This is a genomic window from Cyclobacterium salsum (assembly GCF_010119245.1).
Taxonomy (GTDB): Bacteria; Bacteroidota; Bacteroidia; order Cytophagales; family Cyclobacteriaceae; genus Cyclobacterium; species Cyclobacterium salsum.
In genome coordinates, this window is sequence record NZ_WNKG01000010.1 from 153148 (window position 1) to 178040 (window position 24893).

A 24893-nucleotide genomic window follows, 5' to 3' on the forward strand; every position below is an offset into this window, starting at 1 on the left:
TAAATTACTTTTATGGGAAGAAATTCAGGAAGAAAAAAATCAGGTTTTAAAAACAAGAAGGAGGATCCTACCGGATTGCCAAAGGTAAAACGCCAACTAACGCAATTTTTAGATAGCCATTACGGAGAAGAATTCGCAGTAAAACAATTGATCAAAAAATTATCGCTGCGGGACGCTACCGCCAAAAAATCATTGGACGAAGCCTTGCAGGAATTGGTAGCCTCCGGAAGCATTTCCAAAAGCCCCCGAAACCTCTATTCTTCAGCGGCCGATCCCGAATTCATCATTGGTGAAGTAGATTTTGTCAATGCGCGCTTTGCTTTCATCATTCCGGAGGATCAGGAAAAAAAAGAAAATGACATCCTGGTAAAGGAGGCAGACCTCAAAACCGCCTTGGATGGAGACAAGGTACGTGTGATGATTTTGCCCCATAAGGGCCGTGGTAATAAGCGAGAAGGAAAAGTGCTGGAAATCACGGAACGGAATCGGGATGAATTTGTCGGCAGGGTGGAAATTTCGCCACGGTTTGCGTTTGTGGTTCCGGATTTCAAAAAGATGCATCAGGATATTTTTGTAAAAAAATCAGACCTGATCGGCGCACAACATAACCAGAAGGTGGTTGTCAAACTAACCGATTGGAAAGAAGGAGACAAAAGCCCAACCGGCAAAATTATCCGCGTACTGGGAGAAGCTGGTGATCACGAGGTGGAAATTCATTCCATCATGGCAGAATTCGGGCTTCCTTTTGAATACCCGGAGGAGTCCATTGCGGAAGCCGATGCGATACCGGATAGCATTCCCCCCCGCGAACTGGAAAAAAGAAGGGATTTCAGGGCGGTTGATACCTTTACCATTGACCCGGCTGATGCCAAGGATTTTGACGATGCGATATCTTTTCGCTATCTGAAAAACGGAAACATGGAAATCGGCGTGCACATCGCTGATGTCAGCCACTATGTCACGCCAAAATCCATCATGGAAAAAGAAGCCTACGACCGGGCCACCTCCGTTTACCTGGTGGACCGAACCATTCCCATGCTTCCCGAGAGGCTAAGCAACGGGCTTTGTTCCCTTCGACCTAATGAGGATAAACTCACCTTTTCCTGTGTCTTTGAAATAGACAATGAAGCCCAGGTGAAGGATTTTTGGATCGGGCGCACCGTTATTCATTCCGACCGTAGGTTTAGCTATGAAGAAGCCCAGGAAAACATGGATCAGGGCAAGGGAGAATTCGCCGATGAACTGATCAAGATCAACACCCTCGCCAAAAAGCTCCGGAAAGAAAGATTTCGGAAAGGAGCCATTAACTTTGAAACGGTAGAAGTTAAGTTCAAGCTGGACGAAAAAGGCACGCCCGTGGGCCTACTGATCAAAGAGCGAAAAGACGTTCACAAGCTGATCGAAGAGTTTATGTTGCTGGCAAACAAAACCGTGGCAGAATTCATTTATGATAAAAATAAAGGGAAAAGCACCTTTGTTTATCGGATTCATGATTACCCGGACCTGGAGAAACTCAACACCTTTGCTAATTTTGCGAGAAAATTCGGTCATGACTTAAAGATTAGTGATGAGAAAAAAGTAGCCAACAGCCTGAACAAGCTGATGGACGAAATCGTTGGTAAGCCTGAACAAAATGTATTGGAACAATTAGCTATCCGAAGCATGGCGAAGGCCAAATACACCACTGAACCGAAACTTCATTTTGGACTTGCTTTCCCACATTATACGCATTTCACCTCCCCGATCCGGCGGTATCCGGATTTGATGGTTCACCGCCTGTTGCAACATTACCTGGACGGGGGAAAGCCACCCGAAAACCAGGCATGGGAAGAAAAATGTGTGCATGCTTCGGAACGGGAAAAACGGGCTTCTGATGCCGAAAGGGCCAGTATAAAGTACAAACAAGTGGAATACATGAAACTGGCAGAGGTAAAGGATTACGAGGGGATCGTCACCGGGATAACCGAATGGGGCGTGTACGTAGAAATCACCGAAACCAAATGCGAAGGAATGGTTCGCGTGCAGGACATGACAGACGACTATTATGATTTTGATGAAAAAAACATGCGTCTGATTGGATCCAAAAACAAGAAAATCATTACGCTGGGAGACAAGGTCATGGTTCGTGTCACCCGAACCGACATTGACCGCAGAACCATAGACCTGGAATTTGTCAACGATGATAAATGAAAAACAACTAGAAGAAATCAAAGCTTCCCTGGAAGCGCATATTCTACAACTCGAATTAAAAGGCCAACCACCGGAATTATACGATCCCATTGACTATTTAATGCGTCTGGGAGGAAAACGAATTCGGCCGTTACTGGCCTTGCTATCCTATGGGTTGTATAAGGAGGATTACCAACGCATCCTAACCCCGGCATCCGCCATTGAAGTGTTCCATAACTTCACCCTGATGCACGACGACATCATGGACAAGGCTCCCCTGCGTAGAGGCATGGCTACGGTCCATGAGAAGTGGAATGCCAATACGGCCATCTTATCCGGGGATGTCATGCTGGTCAAAGCCTACGAATTACTGATGGATGTTTCGCCGGAGTACCTGCGCCAAAGCCTGGCACTTTTCAGCAAGACAGCAGCGGAGGTTTGCGAAGGGCAGCAACTGGACATGAATTTCGAACGTGTGGCCCTGGTCTCGGAATCAGACTACCTGAATATGATCCGGTTGAAAACGGCGGTGCTAATAGGCTTTTCCCTGCAATTGGGTGCCTTATTGGCTGGTGCCAGTAAAGAAGATGTGCAGCATCTATATGATTTTGGTGTCAACATAGGCTTGGGATTCCAATTAAAAGATGACCTTCTGGATGTATATGCCGATCAGGAAAAGTTTGGAAAACAAGTAGGAGGAGACATATTGGCCAATAAAAAAACGTACCTGCTCATCAAGGCCCAGGAACTGGCCCGGGATGAGGATAAAATAGAATTAGAAAAATGGCTACAGGCGAGCGCTCCGGACCCGGACGAAAAGGTCCGTGCAGTGACGGCCCTTTATGATCGGCTGAAGATTCGGGAGCACACGCTGAACATAACGACTGATTTTTTTGAAAAGGGGTTTAGCCAACTCAGCAGCCTAAAAGTACAAAGGCCCGAGGGACTGCAAGTTCTTTGGAACCTTACACGCAACCTGGCTAACCGCGAAAAATAAAACCCATGGAGCTATCGCTAACGATCATTGTCATCGCCATCACATGTCTGGTATCCTACTATGGATGGAACAACCCTGGTTTTTTGCAAAACCAGTTATTTACTCCCTACCTGATACAGCGCAATAAATCCTACCAGCGGTTTATAACTTCCGGCTTTGTTCACAAGGACGGCACCCATCTGCTTTTCAATATGTTTACCTTCTATTTTTTCGGAAATGTGGTAGAGCAATACCTGATGTATACCTTTGGACAAGGTGTGGGAGCCCTGGCATTTATCGGGTTTTACCTGCTGGCCATTATCGTGGCGGACATCCCTACTTATCTTAAAGAAAAAGATAATCCCTCCTATCATGCCCTGGGAGCATCGGGAGGTACTTCGGCGACGGTTTTTGCCAGCATCGTGCTAATGCCCTTATCTGACATCTGTATTTTTGGTATTTTCTGCCTTCCCGGGTTTATACTGGGACTATTGTTTTTAGGATACGCCTTTTACAAAGGAAAAATGGGCGACGATGCGATCAATCACGATGCCCACTTCTATGGGGCAGTATTTGGGATTGCCGTCATTGTAGTGATCTCTCCTCAAAATGCCTTGTATTTTTGGGAGGAAATAAAAAGCTTCCGTTTGTTCTAACGGAAGCTTTTTGGAAAGGGATTATTTGTTCTTCTTTAATTGCTTGACCAATTTATCCACTACGTCTTTCAATAAAGGAATCCAATGGTCTCCCTTATCTTCGGCGAATACATCCGGGCCGGGTATCCCTACCCGCACGCCTACCACGTGCTTTGCCGTACCTCCATGTCCTTCGGTTTTGAAGTAAATGTCCACCGCATTGATATCCGGAGTGAATTTGGATAACTTGTCTATGGACGACCGGATTTCCTCCTGCACCGCGCCATTGATGTCTAGATTTACCGACTGCACGTCGATCTTTATTCCTCTGTAATTTTCAGTATAGTTCATGACAAAAACAAAATTTGAACCCGGCGGATTACCGGAAATAAAACGAATAGTTTATTGATGGTATATGCCTTTTCCAAGGGATTATACACAAAAAAAGGCCCCTGGTAGAGGCCTTATGTAATTTACTCCTCAAAAGGAATGTTATGCTTCACTGGGAAGTACATTCACGTAGGATCTTCCATCGTGTTTCTTGGCAAAAGCCACTGTACCGGGGGTCAGCGCAAACAAAGTATGATCTTTTCCCAAACCTACATTCAATCCGGGATGATGCTTTGTTCCTCGTTGCCTGACAATGATGTTGCCAGCAATAACCGACTCACCACCAAATTTTTTCACTCCAAGCCGCTTGCTTTCTGATTCTCTTCCGTTTTTGGAACTACCTACACCTTTCTTATGTGCCATAATTTTATTTGTTTAGAGTTTCCTGGTCGGATACTTAAAGTACGATATCTTCGATTACGATTTTTGTATACTGTTGACGATGGCCGTTTTTCTTCTTGTAGCCTTTTCTCCGCTTTTTCTTGAAAACAATTACTTTGTCTCCCTTTACGTGATCGAGGATTTTCCCCGATACCTTGGCACCTTCCAACAGGGGTGCGCCTACCGATACGGTACCGTTGTCATCTGCCAACAGCACTTGATCGAATTCTACGGAAGCGTCAACTTCACCTTGCATTTTGGGTGCAAAGATCTGCTGCTCTTTTGTTACTTTGAACTGCTTACCGGAAATGTTAACTATTGCGTACATAATAATTTGATAGATTACAATTATCAAAATTGAGGTGCAAATATAAGAAAAAATCACAGATTCGTAAAATAATAACGGAATATTAATTAACAAGCCGCTAGCTTCTGCCTGTAGCTGCCTGGAAAATAAAGGAAGCTGCATTTTTAGCAGTATGTATTTCGAATTTTATTTTACAAAATTCACAGTAACCACCTATCTACCTGTATTTCAACAGGTAAACACATATAGAACAGGCTAATTTTGAAAATTAATTGACCATCGGTCAAAAAAAGAGGTTATTTCGGGCTTTTTCACTTTGATTAAAATAATTTGAAAAAAGTTGGATCAACGATTCAGGGCATTTTAGATTAAAGTTTTGATTTATTATAGCATACATATTTAATTGTTTACTAGTATATTACATGTATTTGACCAGTAGTCAATAATTAGGCCTTTGGCACTGTTTTGGGCTTTACTTTTTGAATTTTCTTGCCCATATTTGTTAAGGTGTTGTTACGAAAACGAACCATACCAAGTTAAAGCGAACAAAAGGCACCTTAGCCATCTATTTAATTTAATAAACCAATTGGAGTAATGAAGTCAGAACCAATATTAGAACAAGGAGATAACAGCCGTTTTGTCTTATTCCCCATTCAGCATGATGACATTTGGGAATACTACAAAAAAGCCGAGGCTAGTTTTTGGACCGCGGAAGAGATCGATCTGGGTCAGGATTTCAATGACTGGAAAAATCTAAGTGATAACGAAAGACACTTCATATCTCACGTTCTGGCCTTCTTTGCGGCTAGTGACGGAATTGTAAACGAAAACCTTGCTGAACATTTTGTGTCCGAGGTGCAGTATACCGAGGCCAAGTTTTTTTATGGTTTCCAAATAGCCATGGAAAACATACACAGCGAAACATATAGCTTACTTATTGACACCTACATCAAAAGCCCAGATGAACGGGATCGCTTATTTAATGCTATCGAGCACCTGGATTGCGTCAAAAAGAAGGCGGAGTGGGCTTTGAGATGGATTGATCAGGGAGACTTTCAGGAGCGGTTGATTGCCTTTGCCGCCGTAGAAGGCATTTTCTTCTCCGGTTCCTTCTGTTCTATTTTCTGGCTAAAGAAAAGAGGGCTGATGCCAGGGCTGACGTTTTCAAACGAACTAATATCAAGGGATGAGGGATTGCATTGCGATTTTGCCTGTCACCTGTACACAAAGCACGTGGTTAACCGGTTACCTGAAGAAACCATCATCGGTATCATCAAGGATGCGGTGAAAATTGAAAAAGAATTCGTGACCGATGCATTGCCGGTGAGGCTTATCGGAATGAATGCAGAACTAATGTGTCAGTATATAGAGTTTGTAGCCGACAGGCTGCTACAGGAATTGGACTGTCCCAAAGTTTGGAACAGTACCAATCCATTTGATTTCATGGACATGATATCCCTGCAAGGAAAGACCAATTTCTTTGAGAAGCGGGTTGGGGATTATCAAAAAGCAGGCGTAATGAAAAACAAAGACGTCGCCAACGGTTCAGGGAAATTTTCCGTAGAAGAGGATTTTTGATACTTTTTAACCATTTTAATAACCAATCAGTATGTTAGTAATCAAAAGAGACGGCAGAAGAGAGTCCGTCAGATTCGACAAAATCACTACCCGCATAGAAAATCTATGCTATGGCCTGGATGCACGGTACATTCAGCCCATAGAGGTCGCGAAAAAAGTGATCGACGGGCTGTATGACGGGGTGACCACCACCGAACTGGATAACCTGGCCGCAGAGGTTTGCGCATCACTTACCGTAAAGCATCCGGAATACGCAGTCCTGGCTGCCAGAATCGCTATTTCCAATCTGCACAAAACCACCAGCCAGTCCTTTTCCAATACCATGAAAAGGTTGTATACCTACATCAATCCCAAAACGGATGAGAATGCAGCCCTGGTCGCTCCTGATGTGTATGGTATTGTGAAAAAACATGCCGCCAAGCTGGATGAAGTCATCGATTACAATCGCGATTTTGATTATGACTTTTTCGGATTCAAGACACTGGAAAGAAGTTACCTGATCAAACTTGACGGTAAAGTAGTAGAGCGCCCGCAGCACATGCTGATGCGCGTTTCCATTGGCATTCACAAGGAAGACATCGATGCGGCCATCGAAACCTACCACTTGCTTTCGCAGAAATGGTTTACCCATGCCACTCCTACGCTTTTCAATGCCGGTACACCAAAGCCTCAGTTGTCTTCCTGCTTTCTGTTAACCATGAAAGACGACAGCATCGATGGCATCTACGATACCCTAAAGCAGTGTGCAAAAATATCACAATCCGCCGGAGGCATTGGCCTGTCCATTCATAATGTACGAGCCAAAGGTTCCTACATTCGCGGGACCAACGGGGTATCCAATGGAATTGTCCCCATGTTGCGGAATTTTGACATGACCGCCCGTTATGTGGATCAGGGCGGTGGTAAGCGAAAAGGCAGCTTTGCCATTTACCTGGAACCCTGGCATGCAGATATCAAGGATTTTCTGGACCTGAAGAAAAATCACGGCAAGGAAGAACTTCGTGCACGGGATCTATTCTATGCGGTTTGGATTTCCGACCTCTTTATGAAAAGAGTCGAAGCCAACGAAAACTGGTCTTTGTTTTGCCCGCATGAGGCTCCCGGTCTGGCGGATTGCCACGGAGAAGAGTTTGAAAGACTTTATGAAAAATACGAGAAAGAAGGCAGGGCACGAGAGATCATCAAAGCTCAGGAACTCTGGTTTGAAATCCTCGAATCCCAAATAGAAACCGGTACTCCCTACATCTTGTATAAGGATGCAGCCAATGGAAAATCCAACCAGAAAAACCTGGGGACGATCAAATCTTCCAATCTGTGTACCGAAATCATGGAATACACCTCTCCGGATGAAGTAGCCGTTTGTAATCTGGCATCCATTGCCCTGCCCAAATTTGTCGCTACCGCAAAAGATGGAAAAAGGCATTTTGACCATCAAAAACTCTATGAAGTAACCAAGGTGGTGACCCGAAACCTAAACAAGGTGATCGATGTCAACTACTATCCGGTACCCGAAGCCCGAAAATCCAATTTCAGACACCGTCCGGTTGGTTTGGGGATACAGGGGCTGGCAGATGCCTTTATTCTGTTGCGCATGCCGTTCGATTCAGAAGAAGCTAAAGGCCTGAACGAAGCGATTTTCGAAACCATCTATTTCGCCGCCATGGAAACCTCTATGGAATTGGCAAAACTTCATGGAACCTACGAAACGTATGAAGGATCCCCGGTATCACAGGGCTTGTTTCAGTTTGATCTTTGGGGAGTGACCCCGAAATCAGGCCGATGGAACTGGACTGAGTTAAAGCAAAAGGTAAATAAATATGGGGTTCGCAACTCGCTGTTGGTGGCTCCTATGCCTACTGCCTCTACTTCTCAGATATTGGGTAACAACGAGTGCTTTGAACCGTATACTTCCAATATTTACACCCGCAGGACCCTTTCCGGAGAATTTGTGGTGGTGAACAAGCACCTGATGAGGGATCTGATCCGTTTGGGCCTTTGGAACGATAATATGAAAAACAAGTTGATCGGTGCCAACGGTTCAGTGCAGAACATTCCTGAAATTCCTCAGAATCTAAAAGACCTGTACAAAACCGTATGGGAGATTTCTCAAAAGGTAATCATCGATATGGCTGCCGACCGGGGTGCTTATGTGTGTCAATCCCAGAGCATGAACCTCTTCCTGCAGGAACCCAACTTTGGAAAATTGACTTCCATGCATTTTTACGCCTGGAAAAAAGGTTTGAAAACAGGTATCTATTACCTGCGTTCCAAAGCTGCCAGCAGCGCCATCCAATTTACCGTAGATAAATCGCAACTGGACAAAAAGCACGAACCAGAAGCACCTGATGACAAAAAACAGCAGCAGGATGCCATCGCCTGCTCGCTTGACAATCCGGATGACTGTGAAATGTGCGGGAGTTAAGCCTTGTGGCTTTTTAGTAAAAAGCAAAAGCGGCTGTTCTCAGTGAACAGCCGCTTTTTTTTGTCTAGTAACCTGAGGTCGATTTCAGGCGGCGCTTAGTTGATTCATCTTTATTACCGGAGAGCTATCTCAGCCCGTTGCAATGGCTCCAAATCAGCCTTAAACAGGCATTTCAGCAATTCCCCCTTTTTAAGGGGGCAAGGGGGATTTTTTCGAGTCATTTAGATGCTTAAAAATCCGTTCTGGAACCACCATTTTTTACTTCCCAATCATCCATAAATGCTCCAATTTCCTGAAGAACAAAAGGCATGGATTTCTTAACTTCGCTATCCAAAAATCTTAGAAAACATAAACCCATTTTTTCTAATATTAATTGCCTTCTTTGATCTTCAACAACAGATTCAGCATAAAAGTGGCTATCCCCATCAATCTCGATTACCAATTTAAGTTTCCTGCAATAGAAGTCCACAATAAAATCTCCCAATGGTTTTTGCCGGTTGAAAGCATACCCTCGAAATTGACTTGCTCTTAGCTTTTGCCAAAGTAAAACTTCGGAAAGAGTAGAATGAGACCTCAATTCTCTTGAGAATTCTTTCAAATTCTTGTTGTAAGGGACATATCGCATGAAAAAATTTAATCATAATAGATTAAAAGTCCAGGATTTCTTCTTTAAAAATTGGTTTTAAGAGTCTAAATTATATTTATCGATCGATTTTCCACTCCCTAAAAATCCCCCTTACCCCCTTGGCAAGGGGGATTTGGATACGGATGGATTAACGGTCACGGTATTACCGGAGAACTATCTCAGCCCGTTGCAATGGCTCCAATTCCGCTTTAAAAAAGCATTTCAGCAAATCCCCCTTTAAGGGGGATTTGGATACGTAAAATTTGCCTATTCAATCCAGCCATAGAGAACAGATAAGACCCATAGATTTTTTCAATGGATTTTAATTTTTGATAATTGCAAAATTTGGTATCTTGTTGAAGAAAAAAGAAATAAATTTTATAAGTCGTTATGGAAAACAACACAAACCCAAATGCAAAACTATCAGACTTCAATGAGAGCGTGGCGAAATGTCCTTTTCATGGAGGAGCTCTAAAACAAAGTGCCGGAGGAGGAACCAGAAATCGGGACTGGTGGCCGAACCAATTAAAGTTAAACATACTTCGGCAGCATTCTTCCCTTTCCAATCCCATGGGAGAACAGTTTAATTATGCGGAAGAATTTAACTCCCTTGACCTTGCGGAGGTCAAAAAGGATTTGCACGAAGCACTGACCACTTCACAGGAGTGGTGGCCAGCTGATTATGGACATTACGGACCTTTTATCATCCGAATGGCCTGGCACAGTGCCGGTACTTACCGGATCTCGGATGGCCGTGGGGGCGGTGGCACCGGGACGCAGCGATTTGCTCCACTTAATAGTTGGCCTGACAATGCCAACCTGGATAAAGCCCGTCTACTACTATGGCCCGTCAAGCAAAAATACGGAAGAAAGCTTTCCTGGGCAGATCTGATGATTCTGGCGGGAAATGTGGCCCTGGAATCGATGGGGCTCGAAACCTATGGATTTGCCGGAGGAAGGGAAGACATATGGGAGCCGGAGGAAGATGTGTACTGGGGATCGGAAGCCGAATGGCTGGGAGACAAGCGGTACAGCGGTGACCGGGAGCTTGAAAATCCACTGGGAGCCGTACAGATGGGGCTTATTTATGTAAACCCGGAAGGCCCCAATGGAAAGCCGGATCCCGTAGCTGCAGCCCGGGATATTCGTGAAACCTTCGGACGGATGGCCATGAATGATTACGAAACCGTAGCATTGATTGCCGGTGGGCATACCTTTGGAAAAACGCACGGTGCCGGAGATCCAACCGAATACGTAGGTCCCGAGCCGGCAGGCGCTGGAATCGAGGAAATGGGTTTAGGATGGAAAACCACTCTGGGTTCCGGAAATGGAAACAACACCATCACCAGTGGGTTGGAAGGTGCCTGGACGACCACGCCTACCAAATGGAGTAACAATTTCTTCGAAAACCTCTTCGGCTACGATTGGGAACTATTCAAAAGCCCCGCAGGTGCCAATCAATGGCGGCCAAAAGACGGTGCCGGTGCCGGGACCGTTCCCGATCCGCACGATCCTTCTAAAAGTCATGCACCGTTTATGTTGACCACCGATCTGGCCTTGCGCATGGATCCGGAATACGAAAAAATTTCCCGCCATTTCTATGAGAATCCGGATGAATTTGCCGATGCCTTTGCGAAGGCCTGGTTTAAACTTACCCACCGGGACATGGGACCACGTGCCCGGTACCTGGGCCCTGAAGTACCCCAGGAGGACCTGATCTGGCAAGACCCTGTCCCTGCAGTGGACCACGAATTGGTGGACAGCAAGGATATTGCCGACCTTAAAAAACGAATCCTGGATACTGGTCTTTCGGTTTCGGAGCTTGTCAGTACCGCATGGGCTTCTGCCTCTACCTTCCGGGGTTCGGACAAAAGAGGTGGTGCCAATGGGGCAAGAATCCAACTGGCACCCCAAAAAGACTGGGAGGTCAACAACCCGACACAGCTCGCCAGGGTACTGGATAAGCTGAAGGGGGTTCAGGAAACCTTTAACGGATCTCAGTCCGGAAATAAAAAAGTCTCCCTTGCCGACCTGATCGTTCTGGGGGGATGTGCTGCCATCGAAAAAGCAGCCAAAGATGCCGGACAGGATGTGACGGTGCCTTTTGCTCCCGGACGCACAGATGCTTCCCAGGAACAGACTGATGTGGAATCTTTTGCGATTCTGGAACCGGCAGCCGACGGCTTCCGTAACTACCAGGATGCTCAACATCAGGTAGCTGCCGAAGAGATGTTGGTAGATCGTTCGCAATTAATGACACTGACCGCTCCGGAAATGACCGCACTGGTAGGCGGAATGCGCGTGCTTGATACGAATTTTGACCAATCCGGACACGGTGTATTCACCAAACAGCCCGGTGTGCTTACCAATGATTTCTTTGTCAACCTGTTGGACATGGGTACAAGTTGGAAAGCCGTGGACGATTCAGACAAAGTATTTGAAGGAAGGGATCGCCATACGGGGGAACGCAAATGGACCGGAACCCGCGCGGACCTTATTTTCGGTTCTAATTCTGAATTAAGGGCGATTTCAGAGGTGTACGGCTGCCATGATGGCAAGGAAAAATTTGTTCGGGATTTTGTAGCTGCCTGGGACAAGGTCATGAACCTGGATCGCTTCGAACTGAAAAACTAACCGTCTTTCCATACCAAATACAATCAATAAAGGTGACTTGCTTTCAGGTCACCTTTATTGGTTATACACCTTTGCTATTATCTGCCTGCCGCATCATGAGAGCAGCGGGCAAAGTCCTGTAAGAAAAACCCAGCCATTCTTCATATTGCTTTCCCTGTCTGTATTTATCCATTTCAGCCTGAAAAAGGTTGGTTTAAAAAGCAGGCATAAAGGTCAATACAATCATCTTCAACTACCAAAATAAAGAGACCCTACTCCCTTTTATTGGATGATTTTTTCCAAAAGTCTCAGCTTCTCGCTTGAAATCGAATCCATTTTTGATGAAGCTCTATTTAGTAGCGAATCCAGTTTTTTAACTTTTTCACCCTCCCTATTAACGATTGAGTCAAGCGTCAAAACCTTATCAATTTCTTTATTCACCAACGAATCTAAAGATGCCGCTTTGTTTTGTAGGTCGTTAAGCCTATCCTCAGCTTTTTTTCTTAAATCGCCGCAAGAAGATAGTAGAAATAGGACTAAAATGGGTAGAAAATAACGGTGACATTCCTTCATGGTTTTCTTTGATAAGTTGTATGATTACTAGTTTTCTTTTCCTCCGGCAAACAATTCAATACAAGTATAGATGATTACTGAAAACGTTTGAGGCATAACTATCGGACTCAGTGCACCATTGATACCCCGCAATCCAGTCTAAATAAAAGGCTTTACTCTCAGATCGCAGACTACTTTTGCTGAAATCACTATTCTTTTGCCATGTATTGGTAGTGATGAGGCGGCTTCTGCCTTCGGCAGCCGCCCTACCAGGAATGTCAAAAAAAATCGAGCGTATTAAAGTGCTTCCCAATGTAAATTTCCTACGTACCGATAGGCAACTTCACCATGCTCATCCATGGCAAGCAGGTAAATCCACCCGTTGTCGCACAGTTCCTTCACTGACCGATGCTTTTCTAGGATGGCATTCATGGCATCAATGGGTGCTTCGATAATCACATTGAGCCTCAGCGGTTCGTGTTGGTATTTTTCGCCATCGTGCACCGACTGCATGGGCAATCCTACCCGTAAGTCTCCGGAATACCCTTCCAGCACGCCTAGCCCGGAGGTTACGTTATGTAGGGTTTTGTTTCCGGAACCAAAATTCTTGTTATCAACCGTCGATCCATAATATTGAAGGTTAATCCAGCTTGTCACCACCATGGGGGCGGTCATAATCAATTCAAGAACGGAAAACCCCTTGTCCTTTTTCCACTGATAAGAATGTAAGAAAGATTGGCCGCTAAAGTTCAGGTTTTTTGTACGCTCACGCGGAGCCACCACAAAGGCGGAACAACCCGCCAATCCCCATTCCGGCCGGACTTGCGACCAGTCCTTACTTCGGGCGATGATCGCCTTGTCTTCATTTTTATGGATGGCCATTCTCAAGGATCTTTCTGCGCGGGCGGTCTTCCCTGCTTTTGCCAAAGAACTTTTAAGGTCTGCTAGTGCTTCAAATTGCGTAGCAGGGACCTCTTGTTCGTTATAGATGTGGATTGTGTCCGTGGTCGTATCGTGCAGGCAGGCTAAAAATACCGTATCCTCCGGAATAGCGATTCCTTCGTCCTGTAAGTGCTTACGCACTGCTTTGGCATTCAATACAGCTGCGGCTACTTTGGCATTGCCTCTCCGGAACGGCCTCCGCAAGCGCCACAATCAAGTCCGGTGGCATGGGGATTGTTGACAGTGGTAGCCCCATGACCTACTATCAACACGAAACCAGCGAAATTATCGGTAAGCGACATGGCATTCAATGCGTTTTTAGCCATTTCAACCTGTTTTTCCAGCGGTATGCCCACTGTTTCGCGGTGATGATTGGCCACATTCAGCGAAATACCTTTTTGCTTCGACACCTTGGCGTTCAGTCCAGCCTGATCGGGATGAGGAACAGGGCGCGTGAGTCCAAACGAATCGGTGAAGAGTTTCGGGAGGTAGGACAAACCAATGGGGCTCACAAAACTGAAACAAGTCACGGCTCCGGATTTAAAGGATTTCCAAACCTCCGATACCTGATGGCCAAGGACGCGTTTGTTATACGCGGCCTTATTGGCCACCTTATCTGCAATTTCTTCCAGGATGGTCGGACCTGCTGGTATGAGCACCGGGCACTGTGCCTCTCCTTTATTATGGGCAATAGGGACAAAATGAATAGGGAAAGCAAAAAATCCGGCAAACCCAATGGTCTCTATTCGCCGGTCTACTTGTTCCAAATTTCTTCGATAAACTTCGGAGCGCACGTCGATACAGAAAATGGCCTGTGCGTTTGGCCGATCTGGTTTTTGCGGTGGATTGGTTTTAGAAACCTGAAATTTTTCGATGATTTCTCGTTGAACAGCTAGATCGAATGCCTCTTGTAAGACCAGTTTTTCAGATAGCTCCTGGCTTATTTCGGTATTCCCACTTGCTTCCACAAGGTCATTTCTTGCCTTTAACCAAAGGGACCGAAGTTGCTGCCCGTCCAGGCATAGAAGCAAACAGGCTTCCCAGCAAATAAGAACCGCCAGAAACTCGATGGACGCTCCTCCTTTTTTGCCATACAATTCGTTGTCCCAGTCCAATCGCGCGGCATAAGCCGACCAGCCACCTACCCCCAACAGCAACCGATGCAAGTAGGTAGGCAGGGCTTCTTCGGGGACCGCAAGTATATCCAAGGCTTTTTGAGCTGCCTTCAGTGGATGATTCGGTAAGGCTTTTACCGTTTTCCTAAAGCCCTTCAATCCCATGATTTCGCTCGTTAAATCCACTTCGGCCTCTGCTTTCCAGGATTCAAAAACCCCGGCTTGTTGATTTGCTGCCTTCCAAATAGCCTGGTCATTGTCAAAATAGGATGCCGCCCAGGTTGAAATTCTGCCCGTTACAAAACGCGTCCAGTCTTGTTTCGAAACCTGCATGGCTACGTCGCTAACGGAAGCGATGGTAGTGCCTTTTTGCTCCACATCCTCCCTATTTTCCAACTGATTAATAAATAGGTCTACATCTGCTTCATAAATAAATTTCTTTTCGAATGCAGCCTTCAGGTCCTTGGGCGTGATTTTCCCTTCCTTGATTTTATTTCTGTAAAACGATACCGGCAAGGTCATTTGAATACCGCCCACGGTAGCCAACTGCTGGGCCACTGTTTCAAAATTCCGGTCGGTAAGACCGAGGTAAGGGTTCACGGCCACAAAATTTTCCAAGGGCCAAACAGGTGCAATTTTTTTACAGGCCTTGCGAAGTGTGTCTGCAAGCGTGGTTTTGTTTACTTCCTTAGGTCGTACTAAAACTTGATCTTCTATTTTCATAAAATCAACAATTCGTTTTTCTTTAAAATTTCTAAAGGTTTTTTGGGGGCTGTTATTTTTTTCTCGTTGTTAGCCCTGATCCCGAATGGGAATTGGTGGGTGCAATAACAACCAATTCCTGCCTGCTTTCCGGAGATAGAATGGTTAAGGCCTGTATCAACCTGTCAAACCAGGCATTGGCGTAAAAACCGTTTCGAACATGAATGGCCAGCTCCTGATAGAATGGTTTTTTTGAAAGCTGTGGCGCTATGATCTGCATGAAAACAACCAGCCCGAATCCCAGTAAAATGACGCTTACTAACAGCATTTTGCCTAATCCCGGGACCCTTAGCTCCGGAACTTGCGATCCAAGCAGCAGGTGGGTCCCAGATTCCAGCGCAAAAAAGGCCGCAGTAACCGTCAACGCCAGAAGCACTGCCCGAGCCATCAATCCCGGGTTCCATGAGCGGGCAATCGCTGCTGTAAAAATGCGGGATAAGCCCATGACAATAACGGCACCGATAAACAAAAGAGACAGTTCTCTCTGCGGATCGATCCCCCAAAGCAGTGCGAAGCCAGTGTACAACAGAAGGGCCATTGCAATGCCAGATGTTACTTTTATTGGGCTAAGTGTTTGAGCCTGTTCTGCTATCTTTGATGCGCGTACCAAATCAATCACACTTCCGGAAGAAAGAAAAGCATGCGCTTTATAAAACGAGTGTGCTACCAGATGCAACATGGCCGCCGGGTATACACCCAATCCACAAACCATTAAACTAAAACCCATATGGCCGACACTTGAATACCCCAAAGCAGTTTTGATGGACGTTTGTGTCAGGTAAGCCACCGAAGCGAAGAGTGCCGTAAATCCTCCCAGGCTCAGCAACAAAATGGGAGCCACCGTGCTGGCATCCATTACAAAAGCCATGCGGATAATCAGGAAGGGGCCCGCGTTAAGCAGGCCTGCATGCAACAAGGCTGATACGGGGGTGGGCGTTTCCATCACCTCAATCAACCAGCCATGAGTGGGGAATTGGGCGGATTTCAGGATTGCTGCCAGGGCTAAAAACAATGCTGAAAGTTCCAGGGGAAGGGAGCTGCTTTCTGCAGATAATCCCCCTTTGATAGCCGAGAAAATCACCTCAAGGTTCCCGGATCCGAATTGGTTGTAGAGCAAGGCAATGGCTACCAATAAGCAGCCATCGCCCAACCTGGCCAAAATAAATTTCTTTTTTGCGGCAACTTGCGCACCCGGTCGTTCGTGGTAAAAAACCAACAAACGGTGCAGCGAAATACTGGTCAAAACCCAGGAAATAAATAGCAAACCGATGTTCCCTGAAATTACCAGCAACTGTACTGAAGCGATGGTGGCAGCGAGCTTTCCAATAAATGCCCCCTGTCTTTGATCACCATCCAGGTAATTACTACTGAATTTGATAATGATAAAACCCAGGAGCGCGATCATCCCCAACATAAGAATGCTCAGTGCATCCAGGCGAATACTGAAACCAATCCCGCTAATGCCTAATAACCCGGATTCTAACAGGCCTTGCTTTGTTACATAAATACTACTCAAAACGACAACTAATATGCTAACTATCGTTGCGGTTTTGCTTATGGCGATGATTTGTTTTGGCTTACATCCTGGCTGAAACCATGAGGCTACGGCGGTGGCTACAAACACAGCAGGCGAAAGCGTGGCAAGTAAGGTTAGAAAGTTTTCTGACATGAATGGTTTCTTTAAATGAATTCAAGTAAGCATGTTGATAGGCCATGCTATCTTCCTTAAGAATTGAATGTGGATGCAAATTTTAAAAAGTTTTTCCATAAGTTTTCATTTTGATTTAGCATGAAAAACATAAATATTTTTTATGTATTCACTTACTTATCCGTACGCGTTCTTTCCGGATTCCTGCGAAAGCCCACTATGAACTTGACCTAATTCTCTCTTTAATTTAGATTTGATAGCATTCGAATTTCCAGGCAGGGTATTACCATAAATGCAGCGGCATCCAGCATCGGGAAGAAAGCTCCCTAACCCCTCCCTGAGTTTAGGTTAAACCCTATAGGCTAAAAATGGGGAATGACTCTTCCTAATGTCCTAAAATAGTAGTAATTTATTTCACTTATACCTTTAATAATTTATTTTAAACCTATATTTGTACCATTCGTTGTATAAGCGAGTAAGGGGACGGTTAATTTTTTGCCTTCGTTCCAAGTAGTTTGCAGCAGCTATGGGAGGCATTCAGGAGTTAATCGCTTTTTACTATTTTGGTATTGAAATAAACAGCTCCAAAATCCAAACGGTTACTATGGAAAAAATAGCTGATTATATGTACGCCCTTGACGAGTCGGCAATCGTCGCCATTACGGACCAAAAAGGCATAATCACCTATGTGAATGATAATTTTTGCAAAATTTCAAAATACAACAGAAAGGAGCTTATCGGTCAGGATCACCGTCTCATTAATTCAGGTTACCATCCAAAATCTTTTATTCGAAACCTTTGGACCAGCATTGCTAACGGCAAGGTGTGGAAAGGTGAAATAAAAAACAGGGCTAAAGACGGTGCCTATTACTGGGTGGACACCACCATCGTACCCTTTCTTAATAAAGAGGGCAAACCATACCAATACGTAGCCATTCGCTTTGATATTACCGATCGGAAAAAAGGCGAAGCGGACTTGAACCGATCGCTAAAGGAGATTTCCGATTATAAATATGCCCTGGATGTATCGGCAATCGTTGCCATCACCGATCAAAAGGGCATTATCAGGCATGTAAATGAAAATTTTTGTAAGATTTCAAAATACAGTGCACAGGAACTAATCGGCAAGGATCACCGCATTATCAACTCCGGATATCATTCTAAAGCCTATATACGTGAATTGTGGACCACCATCGCCAATGGCAGGGTGTGGAAAGGAGAGCTGAAAAACAGAGCTAAAGATGGAACCTACTACTGGGTGGATACCACCATTGTGCCTTTTCTGAAAGCAGACGGTAAACCCTACCAATACGTAGCCATTCGCTCCGATATCACGGAAAGGAAAAAAGGGGAAGCGCACATAAAAAAGATCAATCATCAAGCTATTGAACACGGCAGAGCCCTGGAATCCAAAAACAGGCAATTGGTGGATTTTTGCAATATTGTTTCCCATAACCTTAGAGGTCCGTTGATTAACATTTCCATGTTAATCGACTTCACGGATAATAGCGAGTCCGAGGAAGAAAAAAATGAGATTCAGTCTAAAATGAAACCGGTGGTAAACCACTTGATGGAAGTCTTTAACGAGCTGGTAGAGTCCATTCAGGTTAAACAGGATACGGGTATTGCCGCTGATAAGGTATGCCTGGAAGATTGCCTCGAAAGAATCAAGGTGGGTTTTGAAACTCAAATCAAAAAGTACCAGGCAAATATAGGGGCAGATTTCAGTAAAGCGCCATTAGTCATTTTTCCTCAAAAATACCTGGAAAGTATTTTTGCTAACCTGATAAGCAACGCCTTAAAATACAAATCCCCCAAACGAAATCCGGAAATTTACATCGAATCTACCCCGGTGTCCGGGGCAACAGTGATTTCTTTTGCCGACAACGGTATGGGCATTGACCTGGACTTGCACAAACAGCATCTGTTTAAAATCCGCAAGACATTCCATAAGCATCCCGATGCCAAAGGTTTTGGTCTTTTTATGATAAAAACGCAGGTTGAGGCGATGGGAGGAGACATTTGGGTGGAAAGCCAACCCGATAAAGGGAGTACATTTTTTGTAAAAATTTTAAATGGAGAAGCATGAACAATATTAAAAACCTAACCCTGATTGATGACGACGAAGTCTTTGTTTACCTAACCCGAAAAACTTTGAATAAAACCAACTTGGTAGACCATATTAGGGTCTTTGAAAATGGTTTGGATGCATTGAACTTCATTAAGAATAACCTGGGCAATCAGGATAATTTACCGGAAGTAATCTTTTTGGACCTAAGCATGCCCATCATGGATGGCTGGCAATTTTTGGATGAGTTTAGCAGGTTAAAACTGGACCTTAGTAAAAAAATCACGATTTATATCTGCTCTTCCTCTATTTCTCCGGACGACGTGGCCCGGGCAAAATCCATCAGTGAAGTTTCTGATTTTATTTTTAAACCAATTACCTCACAGAAACTCTACGATATTGTGGATAGCCTCTAAAGACACCTATCTGCTCCGTCGGAATGGCCTTCCTTTTGGCGTTTTTAGACCAGGAGCAAAAAGTTTTCTCTTTTCAATTTCTCGTCCTGATATTGAAAAGCGGTCATTACTGCTTTTTCCAATACGGTCTTGAGCTTACTAAAGCTACTTGGCTTGATAATGTATATATTCGCCCCATTGAGGAAGGTTTCTTCCAAATCCTTCTTATTATCCGACGTTGAATAAATAGCGATGGAAATCCCTATGAGTTTTTTATCGCTTCGGATTTCTTTCAAACATTCCAATCCATCCTTGCGAGGCATGTTGAGATCCAAAAAAAGGAGATCGGGTAATGGAATGGTGCTATCATGGAGCCTTTCCATGAGTTTCATTCCGTCCTTTACCGTGCCAACGACTGTTTTGATTTCTAATTCGGCAAATGCCTCTGTAAAAATAAGACGGTCGTTTTCATCATCATCGGCAAGTAGAATATGTATCGGTTCGTTTTCCATATTGACTTTCGTTTATTGAGACGCAGACAGGCTTGCCTGTCCGGTAGGAAGGTAAATATTGAAAGTGGCCCCTTTATTTAGTTCGCTGTTTGCGGTAATGATCCCATTGTGATTGTCAACTACCTTTTTTACGATGGCAAGTCCGATACCTGTACCGGCATATTCGTCTTTGCCGTGAAGCTTTTGCAATACTTCAAATATTTTGGTGCTGAATCGTTGTTCAAAGCCGATTCCGTTGTCGCTAAGGCTAATTTGACAGTATTCTTTTTGAGGAGAAAGTCCCTCCAAATTTAATTCCCCGCGTTGGATAATCCGGCTCGTTATTTTTATGTGAGGTTGCCTTTTCGGGTGTGAATACTTGAGCGCGTTGCCAATAAGATTATGCATAAGCTGACGAAACTGAAAAGGAATCACGTAAACTTCCCCAATTTCATTCACTTCTATTACCGCCCGCTTTTCATCGATCAGCTCTTTAAACTCCCTTTTCACTTCTTCTATCACCTTATTGAGGTCGGTGTATTCAAATTTCCGTTCGCCAGCACTGATACCGGAAAAGGCAAGCAAATCCTGGATTAGTTGACGCATTCTTACCGTTTCCTGTTGGATGAGATGGAAATAATTTTTCCCTTTGTCCGATAAATGTGGCTCCTCTTTTTCCAAAATGATTCCGGTAAAGGTTTGTACTTTACGAAGTGGCTCTTGTAAGTCATGACTTGAAACATAAGTGAATGCTTCCAGTTCTTTGTTCATATTCAGCAGCTCCTTATTTCTGCTATCCAGGGATTCATTGGCTACTTTTAACTCCTCCGTTCTTTTGTCAACGGCATGCTCTAGTTTCAATTTCTCTTCCTTTCGATCTCGAATTTCCTTTTTAAGAAATTCTTTATCTCGTTTTTCCTTTTCTACTATCAGGCGTCTCACTTCGGTGATGTCAGAGATAATAAGTAGAATTAAGTCTTCCCGATGGGTTTTCTGGACCACACGGCTTGCATTGAGAGACATTATTTTTTCGCCTATATCCAGAAAGGTATGTTTAACCTCGAAATCATGGAACTCAGCATTATTAGGAATAATCTTTTCAAGCAATTTTCGCAGCTCGGGAATGTTCCATTGTTTGTTGCCCAATTCATATAGCAGTACTCCCTCGGTTTCTGCTTCGGTCACGTCGAAGGTTTTGTAAAATGCCTTATTCGCAGATTTCACCCGAAGGTCGTTCCCTAAAACAAGCAAGGGATCGTGCATGGTCGAAACAATGGCATTGGAATACTCATAGGATTCGTTGAGCAGGTCGATGCGGGTTTGCAACTCCTGATTGGTGGTAATGAGTTCTTCGTTGGTCGACTCTATTTCTTCCTTTGACGTTTCCAACTCTTCATTTACGGTTTGCAGTTCCTCGTTGCTCGAAACCACCTCTTCATGCGCACTTTGCAATTCTTCGGTAAATGCCTCCTGCTCTTGTGAGACGGAAAGCGCATCGGCACGTGCGGTTGCCAATTCCTGTTCTAATTTCTTGATCCTTCTGTCTTTTGCAGGCGAATTGTCATTTTTGCTGTTGGCTTGCTTTGAATAAAGTTCTGCCTGTTCATGTTCTTTGAAAATAATAAGGAGCAAGGGTTCGTCCCATTCGATGTCTAGCGGAACTACTTCAAAACTGATCACTTTTACCGCTCCATCTACTTTCAATTCAATCCCGGATTTACTTACGCGGTTTTCCGTCTTAATGACTTTGGAAATGGCCTTACGCAATTCAAAGGAAATTTCGGGTCGGGCCATTTTTAACACATTGAACGTGGCTTTGCCTTTTGGGTGCGTCAGGAATAAATCCGTGGTGCCGCGAAACTGAAGGATTTCCAGGTGGTGATTGATCACCACACTAGCCGGCAGGAATTCCGAAACAAGTACCTCGTCAATGGCATCGTCCAGCTCTCGTTGAGAAACAGAAACATTGACCTGAGCTTTTTTCCGATTGGATGAGGGAGTATTTTTCTCAGATTCAATGCTTTGCTTCATACGCGGGGAAAGTTCAGGCAGCCTATGCGCGCCTGAATTTTTTCTGCGCGAAAATATTTTATACTTCTCTTTAAAGGGTGAGAAAAGATGGGTTGAGTGACTGATGTTTTCTGATTTGCCAAGCATCAAAAAACCATCGCTGTTTAACGCGTAATGAAACGTGTTGATCGCTTTTTTCTGTGCGGCGGAATCAAAATAAATCAGGAGGTTACGGCAACTGATAAAATCAAGTCGGGAAAAAGGCGGGTCGCGCAATACGTTATGTGGAGCGAACACACACATATCCCGTACGGCCTTATTCACCCGGAAACTACCTTCTGCTTTTGTAAAGAAACGCTGAATGCGCTTTGGCGAAACGGTTTCTAATTCCTGCTTGGTAAAAGTACCAACGCGAGCCTTATTAATGGCCTCTACACTGAGGTCCGTTGCAAAAATCTGTATGGGTGTGTTGGATGACTGACTTTCACTAATCTCAAGCAACATCATGGCGATGGAATACACTTCTTCGCCCGTTGCACAGGCCGGCACCCAAATCCGAAGCGACTCCCCTCCTTTTTTCCGTTTCAGCAATTCCGGGAAAAGATCACTTTGTAAATATTTGTGAGTATCGGTATCGCGAAAAAAGCTGGTTACATTAATAAGTAGATCCTGGAAAAGAATATCCGTCTCTTTGTTTTCTTTGGAAAGCAGCTCCGCATATTCGTTGAGGTCTGTTAGCCTATACATCAGCATTCTGCGAACGATGCGCCGCTTAATCGTATTCATTTTATATTCGCCGAAATCAATACCGGTGGCTTTATATAATTGAGTCAGAATCACTTTTAAATCGGGATTGTCATTCTCAATTACATCGTCGCTAAGAGGGTGCTCCCCATTGTGCTTAACAAACGGGTGTGTGCTGAGTCGTGCCAGTTCTTCGGCAATTTCCTTAGGCGATAAAATAAAGTCCACCATGCCTGCTGCGATGGCAGAGTGGGGCATGCTGGTGAATTTTGCAGAGTCGTCCTGTGCAAAGGTTAACCCACCTTCATGCTTAATGTCTTTTATTCCGACGGTACCATCGCTAGCGCTACCCGAGAGAATGATGCCGATCACCCGTTCTTTTTGCGCCTGAGCGAGTGAGGAAAAAAGGACATCGATGGAAATCGCATTACCGCTGTCGGAGCGGGGAATTAATTTTATTTGACCGTCTGTCACCTCAATACCTTTGTCATAGGGAATGACGAAAACGTTATCGGGCTGTATCATCTCCATGTCATCAATTTCCTGCACCTTCATTTTTGTCTTCTTCGACAAAATTTCAGTCAGCATGCTCTTGTGGTCCGGACTAAGGTGCTGCACATATATAAAAGCCATGCCCGTATCTGCCGGCAGGTATTGTAACAATTCTGTCATGGCTTCCAAACCTCCTGCAGATGCCCCTATGGCAACAATGGGGAAATGGCGTTTGGAAGCAGGAAGCGGTTTGGATCGGCTGGATTTTGATGGGTTCTTTTTCATTGGTATTCAGGTACTATCCTGGTCTTGGAAAGCGAGCGCTATCTCACTGGCATGGGTTACCCTTTGTTTACTTTTTAGGATTATCGGGAATAACGATGGAAGCGCCTGTAATCATAAAGTTTTCTTCGAGCGGCAGGGAGTGATCCTTTTCCGTTACCAGGGTTAGCGCTTCATAGATGACTTTTTTCCAATTCGAAAATTCAACCGGTTTGCAGATATAATAGTGAGCGGCATCTCTAAAAACCTTCTTTATCGATTCCAGGTCCGAAGAGGTAGAAAACATGATCACCGGAAGTTTCTGCAACCCATTGTTTCGTTTTATCTCTCCCAAGGTGGCAAAGCCACTTTTTCGCGGCATATTAATGTCCAGGAACAGCACATCGGGCAGCTTCTTCCCATTTTGGGTTAGCTCCTCCATCACCTGCTCTCCATTTTGCACCGTAGTGAGACTTGCGGACACCGGCAGCTCTTGCAAGGCATCTTTAAAAAGAAGGCAATCGGCCTGGTCGTCATCGGCAAGAAGGATATGGATGTGTTGTGAAATCATTCATCAATTTAAGAATATTCACATGCAATTGCTATCATTAAAACGAATACCTTTAATTGGGGGAATGTGTAAGGTGACTTAGGGACTGAGAGACTAAGAGACTAAGGGACTAAGAGACGGAGGGACTGAGAGAGGGGGAGCGAGAATCGTCACTGCGAGGGGGCTAATCTGACTCCAATCGTATTTCACTGACCGTCCCAGCACCCGCGGCAGTCTGTCGGAAGATGTACACAGCAGGCGTATTTAAATGCCCTTTTTCGTGATTCTTACATCAACGCTCCGGTTCAGATTGCTTCGCTAGCGCTACCGATGACGTATTTTATAAGTATTTGGTTTTCAATATGATATAATCACTTCAAAATTATACCGTCATCCCGATTTCTGCGTTTTTTAAAATGTTAATTCTCGCAATGACGCGGTGTGCGCACTGGAAACGCGACCCGTCACTGCGAGGGGGCTAACTTGACCCCAATCGTATTTCACTGACCGCCCCAGCACCCGCGGCAGCCTGTCGGAAGACGGACACAGCAGGCGTATTTAACCGACCATTTCTCGAACTCCTTACGTCTGCGCTCCGGTTCAGATTGCTTCGCTGGCGCTCGCAATGACGACGTTGGCATCGGGCGACACGTTCCCGTCACTGCGAGGGGGCTAATCTGACCCCAATCGTATTTCACTGACCGCCCCAGCACCCGCGGCAGTCTGTAAAAGAAAGTAAAAACATGACATTTGGAGCAGGTAAACAA

Annotated in this window: 17 protein-coding genes and 1 pseudogene; 8 read left to right on the top strand and 10 right to left on the bottom strand. The window is 44.8% G+C overall.

Annotated elements, in window-relative coordinates; genetic code table 11:
• Window positions 1-12: 12 nt before the first annotated feature.
• Genes rnr through GJS45_RS18225 form a run of 3 tightly spaced genes read left to right on the top strand, consistent with a single transcriptional unit; the run spans window position 13 to window position 3801 of the window.
• The gene (gene rnr, locus GJS45_RS18215; RefSeq protein WP_162343302.1) at window positions 13-2190 is read left to right on the top strand and encodes a ribonuclease R; all 2178 of its coding nucleotides are present in this window, start codon (window positions 13-15) and stop codon (window positions 2188-2190) included.
• On the top strand, window positions 2180-3166 hold the full coding sequence (locus GJS45_RS18220; protein WP_162343303.1) for a polyprenyl synthetase family protein: 987 nt from the start codon (window positions 2180-2182) through the stop codon (window positions 3164-3166). The genes rnr and GJS45_RS18220 overlap by 11 nt, the downstream gene beginning before the upstream one ends.
• Before the next feature lie 5 nt (window positions 3167-3171).
• Window positions 3172-3801, top strand: a complete 630-nt coding sequence (locus GJS45_RS18225) for a rhomboid family intramembrane serine protease (RefSeq protein ID WP_162343304.1) — start codon at window positions 3172-3174, stop codon at window positions 3799-3801.
• Between the two features lie 21 nt (window positions 3802-3822).
• On the opposite strand, the gene GJS45_RS18230 is transcribed toward GJS45_RS18225, so the two are convergent.
• The 3 genes from GJS45_RS18230 to rplU form a co-directional block, all read right to left on the bottom strand.
• The gene (locus GJS45_RS18230) at window positions 3823-4131 is read right to left on the bottom strand and encodes an HPF/RaiA family ribosome-associated protein (RefSeq protein WP_162343305.1); all 309 of its coding nucleotides are present in this window, start codon (window positions 4129-4131) and stop codon (window positions 3823-3825) included.
• 141 nt (window positions 4132-4272) lie between these two features.
• Window positions 4273-4533, bottom strand: coding sequence for a 50S ribosomal protein L27 (gene rpmA, locus GJS45_RS18235; protein WP_162343306.1), 261 nt, complete (start codon window positions 4531-4533; stop codon window positions 4273-4275).
• A 34-nt stretch (window positions 4534-4567) separates the two neighbouring features.
• Window positions 4568-4879 (bottom strand): 50S ribosomal protein L21, encoded by a 312-nt coding sequence (rplU, locus tag GJS45_RS18240; RefSeq protein WP_162343347.1) that lies wholly within the window; start codon window positions 4877-4879, stop codon window positions 4568-4570.
• A 573-nt stretch (window positions 4880-5452) separates the two neighbouring features.
• Between rplU and GJS45_RS18245 the strand changes: the two genes are divergently transcribed.
• Together GJS45_RS18245 and GJS45_RS18250 are read left to right on the top strand one after the other, a co-directional pair.
• On the top strand, window positions 5453-6436 hold the full coding sequence (locus GJS45_RS18245) for a ribonucleotide-diphosphate reductase subunit beta (RefSeq protein WP_162343307.1): 984 nt from the start codon (window positions 5453-5455) through the stop codon (window positions 6434-6436).
• A 31-nt stretch (window positions 6437-6467) separates the two neighbouring features.
• Window positions 6468-8858 (top strand): ribonucleoside-diphosphate reductase subunit alpha, encoded by a 2391-nt coding sequence (locus GJS45_RS18250; protein ID WP_162343308.1) that lies wholly within the window; start codon window positions 6468-6470, stop codon window positions 8856-8858.
• A 229-nt stretch (window positions 8859-9087) separates the two neighbouring features.
• Here the strand turns inward: GJS45_RS18250 and GJS45_RS18255 are convergent, their stop codons facing one another.
• Window positions 9088-9456, bottom strand: coding sequence for an endonuclease domain-containing protein (locus tag GJS45_RS18255; protein WP_235941872.1), 369 nt, complete (start codon window positions 9454-9456; stop codon window positions 9088-9090).
• A gap of 417 nt (window positions 9457-9873) precedes the next feature.
• On the opposite strand from GJS45_RS18255, the gene katG reads away from it, so the two are divergent.
• Entirely contained in the window at window positions 9874-12117 is a 2244-nt protein-coding gene (gene katG, locus GJS45_RS18260; RefSeq protein WP_162343310.1) for a catalase/peroxidase HPI, read from the top strand.
• 261 nt (window positions 12118-12378) lie between these two features.
• On the opposite strand, the gene GJS45_RS18265 is transcribed toward katG, so the two are convergent.
• The 3 genes and pseudogenes from GJS45_RS18265 to GJS45_RS18275 all read right to left on the bottom strand — a co-directional run bounded on the left by GJS45_RS18265 (window position 12379) and on the right by GJS45_RS18275 (window position 17136).
• The gene (locus GJS45_RS18265) at window positions 12379-12669 is read right to left on the bottom strand and encodes a hypothetical protein (protein ID WP_162343311.1); all 291 of its coding nucleotides are present in this window, start codon (window positions 12667-12669) and stop codon (window positions 12379-12381) included.
• Window positions 12670-12945: 276 nt separating this feature from the next.
• Window positions 12946-15428, bottom strand: a pseudogene (locus GJS45_RS18270) (YbcC family protein).
• Between the two features lie 52 nt (window positions 15429-15480).
• Entirely contained in the window at window positions 15481-17136 is a 1656-nt protein-coding gene (locus GJS45_RS18275; RefSeq protein ID WP_162343312.1) for a proton-conducting transporter transmembrane domain-containing protein, read from the bottom strand.
• A 583-nt stretch (window positions 17137-17719) separates the two neighbouring features.
• Between GJS45_RS18275 and GJS45_RS18280 the strand changes: the two genes are divergently transcribed.
• Window positions 17720-19204: a PAS domain-containing sensor histidine kinase gene (locus GJS45_RS18280; RefSeq protein WP_202928121.1), complete on the top strand. Its 1485-nt coding sequence runs from the start codon at window positions 17720-17722 to the stop codon at window positions 19202-19204.
• Window positions 19201-19599, top strand: a complete 399-nt coding sequence (locus tag GJS45_RS18285; protein ID WP_162343314.1) for a response regulator — start codon at window positions 19201-19203, stop codon at window positions 19597-19599. Before GJS45_RS18280 ends, GJS45_RS18285 begins: the two co-directional genes overlap by 4 nt.
• A gap of 44 nt (window positions 19600-19643) precedes the next feature.
• Here GJS45_RS18285 and GJS45_RS18290 read toward each other — a convergent pair whose 3' ends face one another.
• The 3 genes from GJS45_RS18290 to GJS45_RS18300 form a co-directional block, all read right to left on the bottom strand.
• Window positions 19644-20090 (bottom strand): response regulator, encoded by a 447-nt coding sequence (locus GJS45_RS18290; RefSeq protein ID WP_162343315.1) that lies wholly within the window; start codon window positions 20088-20090, stop codon window positions 19644-19646.
• Between the two features lie 12 nt (window positions 20091-20102).
• Window positions 20103-23600: a chemotaxis protein CheB gene (locus GJS45_RS18295; RefSeq protein ID WP_162343316.1), complete on the bottom strand. Its 3498-nt coding sequence runs from the start codon at window positions 23598-23600 to the stop codon at window positions 20103-20105.
• 67 nt (window positions 23601-23667) lie between these two features.
• The gene (locus GJS45_RS18300; RefSeq protein WP_162343317.1) at window positions 23668-24147 is read right to left on the bottom strand and encodes a response regulator; all 480 of its coding nucleotides are present in this window, start codon (window positions 24145-24147) and stop codon (window positions 23668-23670) included.
• Between the last annotated feature and the right edge of the window lie 746 nt (window positions 24148-24893).